We start from the raw sequence: 15,487 nt of genomic DNA, 5'->3' as shown, positions 1-15,487 counted from the left end.
AGTGTTTGTCATGTCATTATCAATTTTATCAGCAGAAAATATCGTTTTAAAAAAGGTGCTAACGGACAAAGAAGAAGCGATTCGTTTTACGGGCCAGATACTTGTCGATAGAGGATACGTGGAGCCAGCATATATCGAGAAAATGCTTGAGCGCGAAGAAATGGCTTCTACATTTATGGGGAATTTTGTTGCGATTCCGCATGGCACGGACGATGCAAAAACAGAAGTGAAGAACTCTGGACTCGCGATTATCCAAGTACCAGAAGGTGTTGACTTTGGCGACGGGAATATTGTAAAACTGATTATTGGAATTGCTGGAAAAGGCGATGAGCATTTAGAAATCTTATCTAACATCGCAATCGTTGTTTCAGAAGAAGAAAATGTTGAGAAAATCGTAAGTGCTTCAACAGAAGAGGAAGTTCTTTCTTTCTTTGAAGGGGTTAACTAATATGCAAGCAGTGCATTTCGGCGCGGGAAATATAGGAAGAGGTTTTATCGGAAGCTTATTGTATCAATCAGGATATGAGACGTGCTTTATCGATGTGAACAGTGAAATTGTCGACTTGATAAACAAAAAGCAAGCGTATACTGTTCAACTTGCCAATGTGACGCATGATGAATCAATTGTGAAAAATGTCCGCGCCATTAATAGCGCGGTGAATCCTGAGCTAGTGATTGAAGCGGTTGGGAAGGCTGACCTTGTCACTGCGGCGGTTGGACCGAATATCTTGCCGCATATAGCGGATCTTCTGGCTAAGGGACTGCAGCAACGCTTAACTCACACAGATACGCCATTAACAATCATTGCTTGCGAGAATATGATTGGCGGCAGTGCATTTCTGAAAGAGAAGGTTTACGAACATTTAAGTGAAGATGAAAAAACTATATTTGATCAGCGATTCAGTTTTCCGAATGCAGCGGTAGATCGTATCGTGCCAAATGAAGTAAATGAAGACAAGTTACTCGTTAAAGTAGAACCATTTTATGAGTGGGTTGTAGAAACAGCCGAGATTATTGGAGAAAATCCACCTGTTGAAGGAATTACTTTTGTAGAAAACTTAGAGCCTTTCATTGAGAGAAAGCTATTCACAGTGAATACTGGACATGCGACTGCAGCGTATTTGGGCTATCAAGCGAATATAGATTACATTCATGAAGCATTAGCCAATGAAGATGTAAAAGCAACTACAGAGAAGGTCTTGCAAGAAACAGGCAGACTTCTTGTAGAGAAATATCAATTCGATGAAGAGGAGCATAACCTCTATATACAAAAAATCATCGGACGTTTTGCAAATCCATTTATTACTGACGAGACGACAAGGGTAGGGCGTTCCCCAGTGCGAAAATTGCAATCGAATGATCGATTCATCGGCCCTGCACAGCAGTATTATGATTTGTTTAATGAAGTTCCTGAGAATTTAGTGTCAGCGATTGCAGCTGCATTCCGTTATGATTTTGCAGAAGATCCTGATGCTGTGGAAATTCAAACTTCGATTCAGGGAGAAGGAATCGAAGTTGCAATTGAAAAGTTGACTGGCTTGAAACCAGAATCGGCTCTATTTGCAGCAATTGAAGTTCAATATAACAAGCTTGGTTAAAAAAGTTTTTAGCCGGAAGAGGCCATACTCTTTCGGCTTTTTGCATGGAAATTATTAATTAAATTCCAATCGGTTTAATATGTTTAAGCTCTTGACATTAAAAGTCGACTGTATTATGATTGTTCTAACAACTTAATAAACTTATCAAGAGAAGCTAAGGGACTGGCCCGTTGAAGCTTCAGCAACCTCTGCATTGCAGGAAGGTGCTAATTCCAGCAAGGGTAACCCCTTGGAAGATAAGAGCAATGGAATAGTATTTATTCAACCCTCTTTTCTATCGAAAAGGGGGATTTTTTATATTCATTTTTATGAAATATCACAAAAAACACAGAGAGAAGGCGACATGATGAGTAGAATTGTTGTTATTTCTGGAAGTCCATTGGCACCGTCACGTACGGATCTTGTTCTGCGTTATGTAGAATCCATATTAAAAAAGAAAGGCATTGCAGTTGATTATATTGATGTTCCTGATTTGCCACCGAAAGATTTGGTTTATGCACGTTTCAACAGCCCGGTGATTCGAAATGTCATTGAACTAGTTGAAAATGCGGACGGAATTATTATCGGTTCCCCAGTGTACAAGGCTTCGTACACGGGCGTACTTAAAGCACTCCTCGATTTGTTACCGGAAAACGCATTTCGGGATAAACCTGTTTTGCCATTTATGGTCGGAGGTAGTATTGCACATTTACTGGCGATTGAATTTTCATTGAAACCAATTATTCATAATTTAAAAGGTGTTTCTACGCAAGGTGTTTATTTCGAGGATTCTTCAATTGATAAAGAAGGTAGTGGAAACCCAATAAAAGAAACCGATTGCGAATTTCGGTTACAAAGCCAACTTGAGGAATTGCTCAATGCAATTGTAGAAAAGCAACGCGCATCACAATTAGTCGGAAACTTTAGGTGATAACTATTAGGAGGAAAAGACAATGTCGAAAAAAAGAATGTATTTAAATGCCTTTGAAATGAGTACGGCTGGATTCCAATCACACGCATTATGGAGGCATCCAGACGATAATACGCCCGGATACAAAGATATTGAATACTGGACACATCTTGCAAAAATATTAGAAAAAGGCCGATTTGATGGCGTGTTTTTGGCAGATGTATTAGGCGTTTATGATGTCTACAAGGATTCGAGAGATCCAGCAATTATTAATGGTATGCAAGTGCCTGTAAACGACCCGGCTTTTGTGATTCCAGTTATGGCATCCGTCACAAAACATCTTGGTTTTGGACTAACTGCCTCTACAACCTATGACCATCCATACACGTTTGCACGGAAAATGTCGACACTCGACCATTTAACGAAAGGAAGAATCGGATGGAATATCGTAACTTCTTATTTGAATAGTGCCGCGAAAAATATCGGGCTCGATCAACAAACATCACATGACGAACGTTACGAGAAAGCGGACGAATATATGGAAGTTGTTTATAAATTATGGGAAGCAAGCTGGGAAGACGATGCGGTCGTCGTTGATAAAGAAAAAGGGATTTATACTGACCCTTCTAAAGTCCATGATATAAATCATGATGGCAAATACTATCAAGTACCGGGCAATCATATATGTGAGCCTTCTCCGCAGCGAACGCCTGTTATTTTCCAAGCAGGAGCGTCTTCGCGAGGTCGCAAGTTTGCGGCCGATCATGCAGAATTAGTGTTTGTATCCTCACCTTCACTCGAGAAAACGAAAGACATTGTTTTGAAGTTCCGCAAGGACATAGTGGATTCGGGGAGAAGTGCCGATGATGTAAAGGTGATTACAACGGTAACGCCAATTGTGGCACCGACAACTGAAGAAGCCGTAGCAAAACTTGAGGATTATAAGCAGTATATTAGTCATGAAGCGGCGCTTGCCTTGGTAGGCGGCTGGACGGGTATCAATTTAGATGAACTAGACCCAAACCAAAAAGTCGAGTACATTGAAAATGATGCAATGCGATCTATTTTACAAGGTTTTGCAGGGATGACAGTCCATGAGATAGCTGAAAAAGTGGCCCTTGGCGGACTCGGAGAATTAATCGTCGGTGATCCAGAGCAGATTGCTGATACGCTCGAAGAATGGATGGACTATGCGGATATTGATGGGTTTAATATTGTCTATTCAATTACACCTGGTTCATTTGAAGATTTTGTAGAGCTTGTTGTTCCGGTTCTACAAGAGCGGGGACTAGTCCGCCGTGAGTATGAGGATGGAACGTTCCGGAATAATTTATTTGGTAGAGACCAACTCGCAGATGAACACCCAGCAAAACAAGTTCGTAAAGGTGTTATTCCGGAAGCTGTTTTAGTTTAATCACTGTGCTGGAAGGTGAATGATTAAAATATATTACCGAGGACTTTTGCTCAAGTCCTCGGTTTTTCTCTGTATAAGCTGTTTTCGTGTTGGGCAGACGCTTTCCCGTGGGGGGGACCCTACAAATGAAAAAGGAGCAGCTACGCGATAAGGTCAGTAGTAGCTTCTTTCGCGAATAGGTACGTTAGAATAATTAGAGTAAAAAGGACCACGACATACATTTTCTATTCTTCATATCCAATTACAATACCTTCAATTTTTTCAATTGGTAATGGCCCATAATCACGACTATCTATACCTCTCCACCATTGATCGACTAAGATGAACACGGTATTATCTTATATATCGTTTCTGCATAGTCGTCAAACCACTTTTCACAAGACATCCATTTCACCCCGCAATTTCTACTTAGACGCAGCAATCTAAAATCCGTAACGAAAAACAATGAAAGAATTTAGAAATGTCCAAAAAGGTGTGAATGTATAGATATATCTGGTAATTTGATAGTATCATGAAAATATTTTTATGGGGGGCTTAGTTTGAATAATCACAAAGAAACGCCTGAAGACAGAAGAGAACGACTAAGACAAAAGGAACTAAAAAACAATCCCACTGGTTCTCTACGTGATGCAGTAAATAGGGGAAGTAGCGGGAATCTAACTGACTTAGCAAGCGGTATGGGCTGGAAAGGCATGGGGATAGTGATTGTTGTATTAATAGTTGGGTATATTTTATATAAACTGTTTCTATAATGGATTCACTTATGTTGAAATATAAAGATAACTTTGAAACAATATATGTAATAATAAATAAATTAAATATAACGAATAAGGGGAAGGGGATTGAAAATGGATTTAAGATACCCAATTGGGCAATTATATGTACCTGAAAAAGTTACATTAGATAACATTCAAGCGTGGCTGAAGAAAATCGAAACTTACACGTTTCGATTAAGGGAAACTGTTGACCCATTAGGTGATGAGGAGTTAAGCAAAACCTATCGTGATGGTAGCTGGACAGTTCGTCAACTTGTTCATCACATTGCGGATTCACAGTTGAATATGTATCAACGTTTGAAGCTGGCTTTAACAGATGAGAATCCAACAGTACCAGCTTTTGATCAAGACAAGTGGGCGATTCAACCGGATACCAAGCTTCCCATAGAAAGTTCTATTAAAATGCTAGAAGGTATAAATGAGCGCATCGTATCTTTAGGAGATAGTTTAACTGAAGAACAATTGAATCGAACTTTTACTCATCAGGAAAACGGTGAAATATTAGTTGCTACAAAAGTTGCAAAATTAGCTTGGCACGAAGAACACCATTTAGCCCATATAAAAATCGCATTATCAAAATAATACAATATGTATGAATAGGTAAGCCATTGTCAAAGAACAAAAGCCAAATTCCTGCTAAAAATAAGAAGGAATTTGGCAGTTTTTATAATTCGTCAATCGCACGAAATGTCGGTTGTTGTTGATCAAATGTTGCAATATAGTTAAATCCAACTGATTGCAGCAACTCCAAAGATTCTTTGAAATCAAATGCGATTTCCTTCACGCGGTGTGCATCTGAACCTAGTGTAATGATTTCACCACCGCATTGTTTATATAGCTTTAATACGTCATCGCTCGGCATAGCGTGTGGCAGTCCATAACGAACACCCGATGTATTTAACTCGATGCCTTTCCCTGCAGGAATAATTTCATTGAAAATGGCCGATAATTCATCATGGAAACGTGCGGATGGCTGTTCTTTTGAATAGCGTTTGACAAGATCGACATGTCCTAACACATTAAATCCTTTAAAGTTTTTTACACAGTCAAACAGTTCATCATAATAGATTTTATAGGCTTCTTCAATGGTGCGTCCTTCAAAAATTTCCCCGTAATGCAAACTTTTCTTTTCGGTCGTATGCATCGAACAAATGACAAAATCGAATGCTTCATTGTCCATTAAAGTTTCATATTTATGTAGTAAGTGAGGCTGTACGCCAATTTCGATTCCTTTTTTCAAAAGAATTTGTCCATCGTATTTCTTTTGCAAACTCGTAATCGTATCGCTGTATTCACGTAAATCGAGATCGAAAACGATGGTTTCATCTGGATACTCATAATCGATATGTTCAGTAAAACAAATTTCTTTCAGACCTTTTTCAATGGAACCAACGACCATTTCTTCCATTGAGGTAGAGCAGTCGGCAGAAAAATGGCTATGCATATGGTAATCAAACATTAAAATTCCTCCTCGTGTTGACAATCAGTATTTCATATACTATAGTAATAAACAACTTCACTCTAGTAAAGTGGTAAAGTGTTCGACGGAAAGGTGTGAAAATTACGATTGTATAATGATTATAGAATGAATGACCAAAATGTCAAAGACTATCAAAAGTATGAACGTACGATTAAAACGATCAATAAACGTTTTAAAACATATGGCTATGAACGAATTAAAACACCGATGTTTGAACAATACGATCTGTATTCGCAAGTGAAAAGTTCCATCAATAAAAAAGAAATGATTAAAATAATCGATCGAACGGGTGAAGTTGCTGTCCTTCGACCGGATGTAACTGTTCCAATTACAAAACAACTAGCAGACAACTATCCAAAACTACCAAATGATTTACGTTACTACTATGTACAAGACGTTTTCAGACAACCATCATTTGAAGATGGCAGCATTGAAGGGACTCAAGCAGGCGTAGAGTATTTTTGTGAAACATCTCCTGAAGCAGATGCGGAAGTAATCGCGCTTGCTTGCCATACCTTAAAAGATTTAGGTTTCAGTGAGATTAAAATCGAAATGGGTCACGCTGGTTTTTTTACTGAATTAATCCAAATGATTAATTTAGCTGATCATGATGTGGGCCAACTTAAAAGTTTAATTCAGGCAAAAAACATTGTAGAGATCGAACCTTTCCTTCGTAATTTTGATATAAGGGAAGACGTCATTGAAGCGCTTATTAAAATTCCTTTGTTATATGGAAATCCCGCGGATGTGAGCGAAAGAGCACGGAATATAGTCCAAACGGTAAAAATGGACGAAACGCTAGACTATCTTTTAACTGTCTATGAAATTCTTAAATTATACGGTTTGGAAAATAATATCGTTCTGGATTTAGGGCTTATCAATCACATGGGTTATTATTCGGACGTTATTTTCCAAGGGTTTGTCGAGAAATTTGGAAAGCCGGTCTTAATGGGAGGCCGCTACAACCAGTTAGGCGATGAATTCGGCGCGGACTTACCGGCAATAGGTTTTGCTTGTGAAGTAGAGTCACTCGTAACAGCTTTAACAACCGATACAGTCTCACCAAGAACACCGATTGATATTAAAATACTTTACGATGATGAAAATTTAAAAGAATCCATTCGAATCGCCAATGAATTACGTGAGCGAAACTATACAGTTCTATCTTATCCGATAGAAAAAGCATTATCGAATGTACAAAATAGTATTTATCAATTAACGATTTCATCTAAAAATAATGTATTTAAGTATCGGGAAGAACAAACTTCATTCCAATCCTTAAATGAATTAATTAAGTTATTGAATGGTGCGAAAGGAGCAATGTAAGTGGATTATCTAACATTAGCCATTGCGACTGGACGTACGTCAAAACAGGCAATGAAACTACTCGAAAAAGCAGGACTGAACTTTCCAGATTATCATAATAAAAGTCGGAAACTAGTCATTTATGATGAAACAAAAACGATTAAGTTAATCTTTGTGAAAACTGCAGATTTAACTACATATGTTGAAAAAGGTGCTGCGGATATTGGGGTTATCGGAAAAGACACGATTATGGAAGTGCAGCCTGATGTCTATGAAATGGTGGATCTTAACCTTGGGAAATGCCAAGTCGTCGTTGCGGGGTTTCCGACACAAAAGCTTCAAAACGGGGCTCCTTTAACAGTCGCGACGAAGTATCCTCTTATTACAAAAGCATTTTTTGATCGAAAAGGGATTCGAGTTGAAACGATAAAGCTAAACGGTTCCATCGAATTGGCGCCGCTAATCGGTTTATCCGAAGTGATTGTCGATATTGTAGAAACGGGAACAACATTGAAAGAAAATGGGCTAGTCGTATTGGACAAAATTGTCGATATTAGTGCAAGGCTCATTGTGAATAAAGCGAGTTTTGCTACAAAAACGAACCAAATTGAACAGTTTATTACAAAGGTAAAAGCAGTATTGGAGTGATGGATTTGAAGATACTTACTGGCGAACAATATAATGCAGAATTGGAATATAGCAGTACAACAAGCCGAAATAATGAAGAATTAGATCGAACTGTACTGAACATCATTGAAGAAGTCCGGGAAAAAGGCGATGCGGCACTGAAAGAATTTACGGCTAAATTCGACAATGTAATGCTAGATGATTTGCTCGTGTCAGAAGAAGAAATAATTGAAGCGAGAACGCTTGTCAATGGGGATTTTATTCGCGCAATCAAGAAAGCTCATAAAAATATAAAAGCATTCCATGAAGAACAAACTGAAAAGTCTTGGTTTACAACGAAAGAAAGCGGCATATTACTTGGACAAAAAATTACACCCCTCGCTAGTGTAGGAATCTATGTGCCAGGTGGTAAGGCAACGTACCCTTCAACTGTTTTGATGAATGCGATTCCTGCAAAAATAGCGGGTGTCAAAAAGATTGCAGTCACGACGCCTGCCGGGAAAGATGGGAAAATCAATCCGCATGTTCTTGTTGCTGCAGCTGAAGTCGGGATTAAGACGATTTATAAAGTTGGCGGAGCACAGGCAATTGCGGCATTGGCATATGGAACGGAGACGGTACAAAAAGTTGCGAAGATTGTCGGACCTGGTAATGCATACGTTGCACGTGCGAAAAAGTGGGTGTTCGGAGATGTGGCGATTGATATGATTGCCGGTCCAAGTGAAATTTGCGTTGTTGCGGATGAAACCGCTGTTCCACGATTTGTGGCTGCTGATCTATTGTCGCAAGCGGAGCATGATGAACAGGCAACTGCAGTTTGTATTACGACAAGTCAATCATTTACTGAAGAATTATGCGAAGAAGTAAAGAAACAAACGGCTATATTAGAACGGAAAACTATTATTGAAGAGTCGATTGCTGAAAATGGACGGATTGTATTAGTTGATTCATTAAATGAAGCATTTGATTTGGTAAATAAATTAGCGCCTGAACATTTACAGCTAATGGTTGCGAATCCGATGGAACAAATGCAATTCATTGATAATGCAGGTGCGATTTTCCTAGGGAACCACTCACCAGAAGCATTAGGTGATTATATAGCAGGTCCAAATCACACATTGCCGACAAGTGGAACATCGACTTTTTCATCGCCGCTTGGCGTGTATGACTTCATTAAACGATCAAGTATCATTCATTATTCCGAGAAAGCATTACTGGATGTTGCGGATGATATTATCACTTTAGCAAATGCAGAAGGGTTATCGGCCCATGCAAATTCAATTGCGATTCGAAAGGCGGACAAATAAATGCGTAGTGCATCAATTTCAAGAGAAACAGCAGAAACATCGATTGAATTAGATTTTTCAATCGATGGTAGTGGGGAAACAAAAATTCAAACTGGTGTTGGATTTTTTGATCATATGCTGACTTTATTTACGAAGCATGGTTTATTTGATTTGAAAGTTAAGTGTGACGGCGATATTGAGGTTGACCAACATCACACAGTCGAAGATATCGGCATCGTATTAGGACAGGCATTTAATGAGAGTATTGGAACGAAGGAAGGAATTGACAGGTATGCGAATGTGACGATTCCGATGGATGAAGCCTTGTCGACAGTGTCGATTGATATTAGCGGGCGTCCATTTTTCGTCTACAATGTTGAAGGGTTAAAAGACAAAGTGGGGGAATTCGATACTGAATTAGTCGAAGAGTTTTTCCAGGCGTTCGTTAGCCATGCAAAAGTGACGTTACATATTAATTTACAGTATGGAAAAAATACGCACCATATTATTGAATCGATATTTAAAGCGTTTGGCCGTGCGTTAAGTGCAGCTAGTAAGATCAATCCCGATGTTAAAGGGATTCCATCGACAAAAGGATTGTTGTAAGTAGTGTGAATTTCCGTTCAAGGCGGACGCATCCAGGAAATTAAGTTATATGACGCTAGGTGAATAGTCCCGACTTGCAAGCAAAATCGTTTGAGTGCCAGCAAATGGTTGATAAGTGCAAGGAAACACGGCTGGTCTGCAAGCAAATCATCATTGAATGCAAGCAAACCCTACCAGAGTGCAAGCATATTAAGAACTTGGTGATTGAACATGAAACAGTATTGCTTTAGGTAATATAAAATTGATTTTATTATTATTAATCCGAAAGAAGGCGATTGTACGTGATTCTTTTTCCTGCAATTGATATACGAAATGGGAAGTGTGTTCGTTTAATACAAGGTGATTATAATCAAGAAGTTATTTACGGTGATTCACCGACTAAAATGGCGCTAGAATGGCAGAAACAAGGGGCGGAGTACATACATATTGTTGATCTGGACGGTGCAAAAACAGGTGATTCTTCAAATCGACTCGCAATCCAAGAAATTGCAAAAGCTGTTTCAATTCCAATCCAAGTTGGCGGCGGAATTCGATCAATGGGAATCATAGATGAGCATATAGAAAATGGTGTCAGTCGAATTATTATTGGGACAGCGGCAATTACAAATCGTTCTTTTCTGGAAGAGGCAGTTAAAAAATACGGTGATCAAATCGCCGTTTCGATTGATGCACGCAAAGGATTGGTCGCTACAGATGGTTGGACCGAGACAAGCAATACATTAGCAACCGACTTAATAAAAGATCTAGCTGAAATCGGTGTAAAAACAGTCGTTTATACTGATATTTTAAAAGACGGTATGATGCAAGGACCAAACTTTCAGGAACTAAAAGTAATTAATGAAGCATCATCCATTGATATTATTGCTTCGGGCGGAGTTACTACCAAAAATGATTTTGAACTGTTAAAAGAGATGGATCTATATGGAGCAATCATGGGGAAAGCACTTTATGAGGGTACTGTGACGTTAGACGAACTTCTGGGGGGAAACGGGAATGAAGAGTAAACGAATTATTCCATGTTTAGATGTTGATAAAGGCAAAGTCGTCAAAGGCCGGAAGTTTGAAAACATTCGAGAAGTTGCAGATCCAATTGATTTAGCAAAGAAATATGTGGCAGACGGTGCGGATGAACTTGTATTTTATGATATTACAGCTTCCACCGATAATCGACCATTATTTTTAGAAACGATTGCCACAATCGCGAAAGAAGTTCCTATTCCATTCATCGTCGGCGGAGGGATTCGAACGCTCGAAGATATACAAAATTTATTGGACGTCGGAACGGACAAAGTATCTATTAATAGTTCAGCACTTGAAAACCCTCAATTTATAGAAGACGCTGCAAACGAATTTGGCTCTGAACGGGTTATCTTATCGATGGACGTAAAGAGAGTCGGTCCCTCGAAATGGAATGTATTTAGTAAAGGCGGAAGGGTAGATACGGCTCTAGATGCCATAGAGTGGGCAATAGAAGGTGAGCAACTAGGTGCAGGTGAACTGGTTGTTAATAGTATCGATGGGGACGGCGAGAAGGAAGGCTATGATCTGGAACTTAATCGTACAATCGCCGATGCAGTTAGTATTCCCATTGTGGCAAGCGGCGGTGCAGGGAAGATGGAAGACTTCGATAAAGTTTTGACAGAAGGAAAAGCGGATGCGGCATTGGCAGCTTCTGTTTTTCATTACAATGAAATCAATATCCGTACTTTAAAAGACTATTTGAAAACTAACGAGTGAGGACTGATGGACAATGACGATAGAAATTGAATCGATTTCATTCGATGAAAAAGGGCTCATTCCCGCTGTCGTACAAGATAGCCGAACCGGAAAGGTTTTAATGTTAGCCTATATGAATGAAGAAGCATTAACGAAAACGATAGAAACAAAAGAAACATGGTTCTTCAGCCGTTCACGACAAGAATTATGGAATAAAGGCGCAACATCCGGTAACCGTCAAATCGTGAAGCAACTTTCGTTTGATTGCGATAGCGATGCGGTTCTTGTTCAAGTCGAACCGTTGGGACCTGCTTGTCACACCGGCAAGAAATCTTGTTTTTATAAAACGAGCTTTGAAGTTGAAACTTCAAACCGCGAAATCGTGCACGAAGTCATCGCCGAAATTAAAAATCGCCGAGCAAATCCGATAGAAGAATCATACACATCCTATCTTTTCCGGGAAGGAATCGATAAAGTGCTCAAAAAAGTCGGTGAAGAATCGAGCGAGGTAATTATCGGTGCTAAAAATGAAGATAAAGCCGAATTAACTAGTGAACTTGCTGACCTACTCTATCATTCGCTTGTGCTAATGGAAATTTCGGATGTTAGCTTATCAGATATTAAAAATGAATTATTGAAAAGGCGCAGATAATCTTAACTAAAACCACTTACATGGCCAAAATCATGTAAGTGGTTTTAGTTTTCCTATTTACATATCAGAAGATCTATTAGAATATATGGTATAGAGGGGTGATAAAAATTGGGAAGGGTTTATGAGACAAGACATGTATTTATGGCAATTGCAATCGTCATCCTGCTTATATCTCCTATACTCCTTTTGATAATACCATCGGCTGTTGCAGATACCTTGTACTATTCCCCCAATAATTGGGGTGTCATTGTACCAGGGGAGGGGTATGTAGCTTATATTATTGCTTTTATATTCTTACTGTTGGCCTCAGCAATTCTCTTCTTTTTAGATTTAAAAAAGAATTCAATTATTTTAAGCATTATTTTTGTACTAGCAAGTGTTGTTTCATTCTATCTTGCATCATCAACCTACACGGTCTTATCAAATGAATCAATTTCATATAGAACTCTTTTTTCAAAAGAAAAGCACACCTATAATTGGGATGAAATAGAAAAAGCGTTTTATTATGATCGTATACCTGGCGACGGTTTTCCAAAATTTGAATTCATCTTTATCGATGGTAACAGCATGAAGTTAACCGAAACTGGTCATGTAAAAGAACTGAGCGGTGGTATCCGTAGCATGGCCAATGTTGAATATATAGGCGTGGACTAAAACTAAATCATGTATACTAAATATAGTAAATGCTTTTAGGCTTGAGGAGGTTATGAACTTTGGGGTCAAAATTTTTAGATATTGGATTAGCTTTGTTTATGGGTTATTTTGCGTATAATCGATATGAAAACGGACAATATGGATTTGCAATTTTATTCGCGATTTTAGCTATATTTAATTTGGTCATGGCAGTCTTAAAACATAAAAATAATCAAAATAATAATGCATCATAAGAAAAATCTCAGGCATCGAAACGAGTACAACCGTTTCGATGCGTGAGATTTTTAGTTTGCGTTCTTTTTTTTATTCAGTAAAATGACAATGAATTGGACAATTAACGAAAGGCCAAGTCCAAACGACGTAATGATAAATAGGGATAGGATACCAATTAAATCGCCTTGTCCATTCGCATTCACTATGAAGCTTCGAAACATTTCTAAAAGAGCAATCAATAGAAAAGAACTGAACATATAAAATGCGATTTTTAATTTGTAAAATAATATTGATGCCACAATAATTCCAATAATTAATCCGAAAACGGAAAAAGCAACAAAGTTTAATATTTCAATCGGTTGACCCAATACGTTTCGAATCCCGACGATTAATAAAACAAAAGTTGACAGGCCAGCAACCACGCCGATTTTTCCAAAGTTATTTTCCAAGACTCACACCCACCTTCTAGTCTATGATACCGAATTATTGAAGACATTTACACAATAATGTATGAAAAGCTCGATAAAATGACAAAAACCCCACTCGTTTAGGAGTGGGGCGGATGTGAGTAATATTTAATCTCTTTTTGCAATCACAACAAGTTTTCCGTGATCCAATTCTTTCTCAGCATCTGATGCTTCTTCGGCTGTTAAACCGGCAGCTTCCATTTTACTACGCAATTCATCGCCGCGAGAAGAAACTAAGTTTTTCATGCTATCCAGAAATCCTTGTTCCTTCATGCCGACTTCTTCTGTGTCTAATGCATCGGAAATATCTTCTTCTCTTTCCTTATAGTGTGCAAAGATGTAAATGTCATCTCGAGAATAGCCTTGCATCTCCAATTTCTCGACTTCTGCTTTTGCTTGAACTGCATTTTCTACGATAGATTTCATATCTAATATTCCCTCCAAATTTATTTCTTACTTCTTATATACCTCCATTTCGCTGTCTTTAAACAATCATGGAAATGCCTACCTATAAATGAATCGGATTTCCTATATAAAGCTTAATGATTTCATATAGTAAAGGAATAAAAAATATAAAAACACATGTTAAATAGAAGAATCCCTTAGTTAAAGGAAAGTTTGCTTCTTTTCAACAGTGTCTAGTCAGATTATATGGAAAAGTCGTTGTATTTAAATAGTTTAATAGTATAATCTATAATAAGCTACTATCTTTCGGTGGGCACTTACAATTGATCAGGATTATCTCCACGAGTACAAGCTTACTGGAGTTGTAGGAAATATACTACAAGGGGGAATTCAGTTGAAAAAGACGAAAATGCGCGCCTTATTATTTCTAGTCATTGGTTTACTTGTTGTTCTTTCAGCATGTAGCGGTGGAGGCAAGAATATCGCAATTGGGCCACCAGCGAGTGAAACGAATAACGTATCGAAACTGATTTTAGAAGCTTATGGTATTGAAGACGAAGATTACAACAAATTCCAAGAAGGATTTGGAGATGCAGCAGACGGCGTTCAAGATGGAAATATCGATGTTTCCATTGGGATTCTAGGATTGCCGGCGGGTAGTATCGAAAGTTTACAAGCTTCTGCCAAAGATGTGAAAATGCTAAGCCTTTCTGACGAAGCAATTAAGTACATCGAGGAAAATTCAGGGTACAGACGACTGACTATTCCAAAGGATACGTATGATTTCTTGACGGAAGATGTTGAAACTGTAACCGCTTACGCAATTCTAATGGGGAACACAGATACCATTGATGAAGAGCTTGGCTATCAATTAGCGAAAATCATGGTTGAAAATGCAAGTGAAAATACACATGATCAAGCTAAACAAATGACGCTTGAAAATGCGCTTCGCGGTGCTGAAGGGTTATTAATCCATCCTGGCGCTAAAAGATATTATGAAGAACAAGGCTTAACTGTCGACAATGAAGTCGCTGAGCTAACGGCAAATGAAAGTGACCGAAAGTCCGAACTTATCCTGGGAACAGGAAGTCAAGGTGGAACGTATTATCCACTTGGCGGAGAAATGGCTAGTATTTGGAATAAACATGTAGACGGTATTAATGTGACGAATACAGAAACAGGTGCTTCGGTGGAAAACTTGGCAAGTATTCGTGACGGGCATATGGACTTAGGAATGGCAGTTCATGTACCTGCTGGGCAAGCGCTAAACGGCGAGGCGGATTTCAAGGACAATGAAGTGAAAAATGCAGCATTCATTGGACATATTTATCCAGAGGTCATCCAAATTGTCACTAGAGAAAAAACTAAAATCACTAGCTTTGATGATTTAAAGTAATTG

At 38.6% G+C, this 15,487-nt stretch carries 19 protein-coding genes and 1 riboswitch; of the genes, 16 read left to right on the top strand and 3 right to left on the bottom strand.

What is annotated here, in order from left to right; all coding sequences use genetic code 11:
* The first annotated feature begins 10 nt into the window (after positions 1-10).
* The 6 genes from JSQ81_RS04625 (at position 11) to JSQ81_RS04600 (ending at position 5,259) form a co-directional block, all read left to right on the top strand.
* Positions 11-448 (top strand): PTS mannitol transporter subunit IIA, encoded by a 438-nt coding sequence (locus tag JSQ81_RS04625; RefSeq protein WP_212606554.1) that lies wholly within the window; start codon positions 11-13, stop codon positions 446-448.
* Between the two features lies 1 nt (position 449).
* Positions 450-1,598 (top strand): mannitol-1-phosphate 5-dehydrogenase, encoded by a 1,149-nt coding sequence (locus JSQ81_RS04620; RefSeq protein WP_212606553.1) that lies wholly within the window; start codon positions 450-452, stop codon positions 1,596-1,598.
* Between the two features lie 138 nt (positions 1,599-1,736).
* A riboswitch (SAM riboswitch) is annotated at positions 1,737-1,841 on the top strand.
* A gap of 103 nt (positions 1,842-1,944) precedes the next feature.
* Positions 1,945-2,508 (top strand): NADPH-dependent FMN reductase, encoded by a 564-nt coding sequence (ssuE, locus tag JSQ81_RS04615; RefSeq protein WP_212606552.1) that lies wholly within the window; start codon positions 1,945-1,947, stop codon positions 2,506-2,508.
* 22 nt (positions 2,509-2,530) lie between these two features.
* Positions 2,531-3,901: an LLM class flavin-dependent oxidoreductase gene (locus JSQ81_RS04610; RefSeq protein WP_212606551.1), complete on the top strand. Its 1,371-nt coding sequence runs from the start codon at positions 2,531-2,533 to the stop codon at positions 3,899-3,901.
* A gap of 539 nt (positions 3,902-4,440) precedes the next feature.
* Positions 4,441-4,653 carry a DUF6366 family protein gene (locus JSQ81_RS04605; RefSeq protein WP_212606550.1) on the top strand — a complete coding sequence of 71 codons (213 nt, stop codon included), beginning with the start codon at positions 4,441-4,443 and terminating at the stop codon, positions 4,651-4,653.
* Between the two features lie 96 nt (positions 4,654-4,749).
* Complete coding sequence (locus tag JSQ81_RS04600) at positions 4,750-5,259, top strand: YfiT family bacillithiol transferase (protein WP_212607546.1); 510 nt, start codon at positions 4,750-4,752, stop codon at positions 5,257-5,259.
* An 82-nt stretch (positions 5,260-5,341) separates the two neighbouring features.
* Here the strand turns inward: JSQ81_RS04600 and JSQ81_RS04595 are convergent, their stop codons facing one another.
* Positions 5,342-6,136, bottom strand: a complete 795-nt coding sequence (locus JSQ81_RS04595) for a histidinol-phosphatase HisJ family protein (RefSeq protein WP_212606549.1) — start codon at positions 6,134-6,136, stop codon at positions 5,342-5,344.
* Between the two features lie 108 nt (positions 6,137-6,244).
* Between JSQ81_RS04595 and hisZ the strand changes: the two genes are divergently transcribed.
* The 9 genes from hisZ to JSQ81_RS04550 all read left to right on the top strand — a co-directional run bounded on the left by hisZ (position 6,245) and on the right by JSQ81_RS04550 (position 13,236).
* Complete coding sequence (gene hisZ, locus JSQ81_RS04590; RefSeq protein WP_212606548.1) at positions 6,245-7,483, top strand: ATP phosphoribosyltransferase regulatory subunit; 1,239 nt, start codon at positions 6,245-6,247, stop codon at positions 7,481-7,483.
* Entirely contained in the window at positions 7,484-8,110 is a 627-nt protein-coding gene (gene hisG / locus JSQ81_RS04585) for an ATP phosphoribosyltransferase (RefSeq protein ID WP_212606547.1), read from the top strand.
* A 5-nt stretch (positions 8,111-8,115) separates the two neighbouring features.
* Positions 8,116-9,396, top strand: a complete 1,281-nt coding sequence (gene hisD / locus JSQ81_RS04580; RefSeq protein ID WP_212606546.1) for a histidinol dehydrogenase — start codon at positions 8,116-8,118, stop codon at positions 9,394-9,396.
* A complete protein-coding gene (hisB, locus tag JSQ81_RS04575; protein ID WP_212606545.1) occupies positions 9,397-9,981 on the top strand; it encodes an imidazoleglycerol-phosphate dehydratase HisB in 585 nt (194 codons plus the stop codon).
* A 281-nt stretch (positions 9,982-10,262) separates the two neighbouring features.
* Positions 10,263-10,985, top strand: coding sequence for a 1-(5-phosphoribosyl)-5-[(5-phosphoribosylamino)methylideneamino]imidazole-4-carboxamide isomerase (hisA, locus tag JSQ81_RS04570; RefSeq protein ID WP_212606544.1), 723 nt, complete (start codon positions 10,263-10,265; stop codon positions 10,983-10,985).
* Complete coding sequence (gene hisF, locus JSQ81_RS04565; RefSeq protein WP_212606543.1) at positions 10,975-11,718, top strand: imidazole glycerol phosphate synthase subunit HisF; 744 nt, start codon at positions 10,975-10,977, stop codon at positions 11,716-11,718. Before hisA ends, hisF begins: the two co-directional genes overlap by 11 nt.
* Before the next feature lie 13 nt (positions 11,719-11,731).
* On the top strand, positions 11,732-12,349 hold the full coding sequence (gene hisIE, locus JSQ81_RS04560) for a bifunctional phosphoribosyl-AMP cyclohydrolase/phosphoribosyl-ATP diphosphatase HisIE (protein ID WP_212606542.1): 618 nt from the start codon (positions 11,732-11,734) through the stop codon (positions 12,347-12,349).
* A 108-nt stretch (positions 12,350-12,457) separates the two neighbouring features.
* On the top strand, positions 12,458-13,003 hold the full coding sequence (locus tag JSQ81_RS04555) for a hypothetical protein (RefSeq protein ID WP_212606541.1): 546 nt from the start codon (positions 12,458-12,460) through the stop codon (positions 13,001-13,003).
* 59 nt (positions 13,004-13,062) lie between these two features.
* Positions 13,063-13,236 carry a hypothetical protein gene (locus JSQ81_RS04550; RefSeq protein WP_212606540.1) on the top strand — a complete coding sequence of 58 codons (174 nt, stop codon included), beginning with the start codon at positions 13,063-13,065 and terminating at the stop codon, positions 13,234-13,236.
* A 51-nt stretch (positions 13,237-13,287) separates the two neighbouring features.
* On the opposite strand, the gene JSQ81_RS04545 is transcribed toward JSQ81_RS04550, so the two are convergent.
* Together JSQ81_RS04545 and JSQ81_RS04540 are read right to left on the bottom strand one after the other, a co-directional pair.
* A complete protein-coding gene (locus JSQ81_RS04545; RefSeq protein ID WP_212606539.1) occupies positions 13,288-13,665 on the bottom strand; it encodes a hypothetical protein in 378 nt (125 codons plus the stop codon).
* 126 nt (positions 13,666-13,791) lie between these two features.
* Positions 13,792-14,109, bottom strand: coding sequence for a YflT domain-containing protein (locus JSQ81_RS04540; RefSeq protein WP_212606538.1), 318 nt, complete (start codon positions 14,107-14,109; stop codon positions 13,792-13,794).
* A 373-nt stretch (positions 14,110-14,482) separates the two neighbouring features.
* Here JSQ81_RS04540 and JSQ81_RS04535 point away from each other — a divergent pair, with 373 nt between their 5' ends.
* Complete coding sequence (locus tag JSQ81_RS04535) at positions 14,483-15,484, top strand: TAXI family TRAP transporter solute-binding subunit (protein ID WP_249336634.1); 1,002 nt, start codon at positions 14,483-14,485, stop codon at positions 15,482-15,484.
* The last annotated feature ends 3 nt before the right edge of the window (positions 15,485-15,487 follow it).

Source organism: Sporosarcina sp. Marseille-Q4063 (assembly GCF_018309085.1).
Classification (GTDB): Bacteria; Bacillota; Bacilli; order Bacillales_A; family Planococcaceae; genus Sporosarcina.
Note: the sequence above shows the minus strand (reverse complement) of the source record. Positions and strands in the feature narration are given on the sequence as shown.

Coding starts and splice junctions, on each gene's coding strand:
- JSQ81_RS04625 (WP_212606554.1), top strand. CDS start 11: ATGTCATTATCAATTTTATCAGCAGAAAATATCGTTTTAAAAAAGGTG.
- JSQ81_RS04620 (WP_212606553.1), top strand. CDS start 450: ATGCAAGCAGTGCATTTCGGCGCGGGAAATATAGGAAGAGGTTTTATC.
- ssuE (WP_212606552.1), top strand. CDS start 1,945: ATGAGTAGAATTGTTGTTATTTCTGGAAGTCCATTGGCACCGTCACGT.
- JSQ81_RS04610 (WP_212606551.1), top strand. CDS start 2,531: ATGTCGAAAAAAAGAATGTATTTAAATGCCTTTGAAATGAGTACGGCT.
- JSQ81_RS04600 (WP_212607546.1), top strand. CDS start 4,750: ATGGATTTAAGATACCCAATTGGGCAATTATATGTACCTGAAAAAGTT.
- JSQ81_RS04595 (WP_212606549.1), bottom strand. CDS start 6,136: ATGTTTGATTACCATATGCATAGCCATTTTTCTGCCGACTGCTCTACC.
- hisB (WP_212606545.1), top strand. CDS start 9,397: ATGCGTAGTGCATCAATTTCAAGAGAAACAGCAGAAACATCGATTGAA.
- hisF (WP_212606543.1), top strand. CDS start 10,975: ATGAAGAGTAAACGAATTATTCCATGTTTAGATGTTGATAAAGGCAAA.
- hisIE (WP_212606542.1), top strand. CDS start 11,732: ATGACGATAGAAATTGAATCGATTTCATTCGATGAAAAAGGGCTCATT.
- JSQ81_RS04540 (WP_212606538.1), bottom strand. CDS start 14,109: ATGAAATCTATCGTAGAAAATGCAGTTCAAGCAAAAGCAGAAGTCGAG.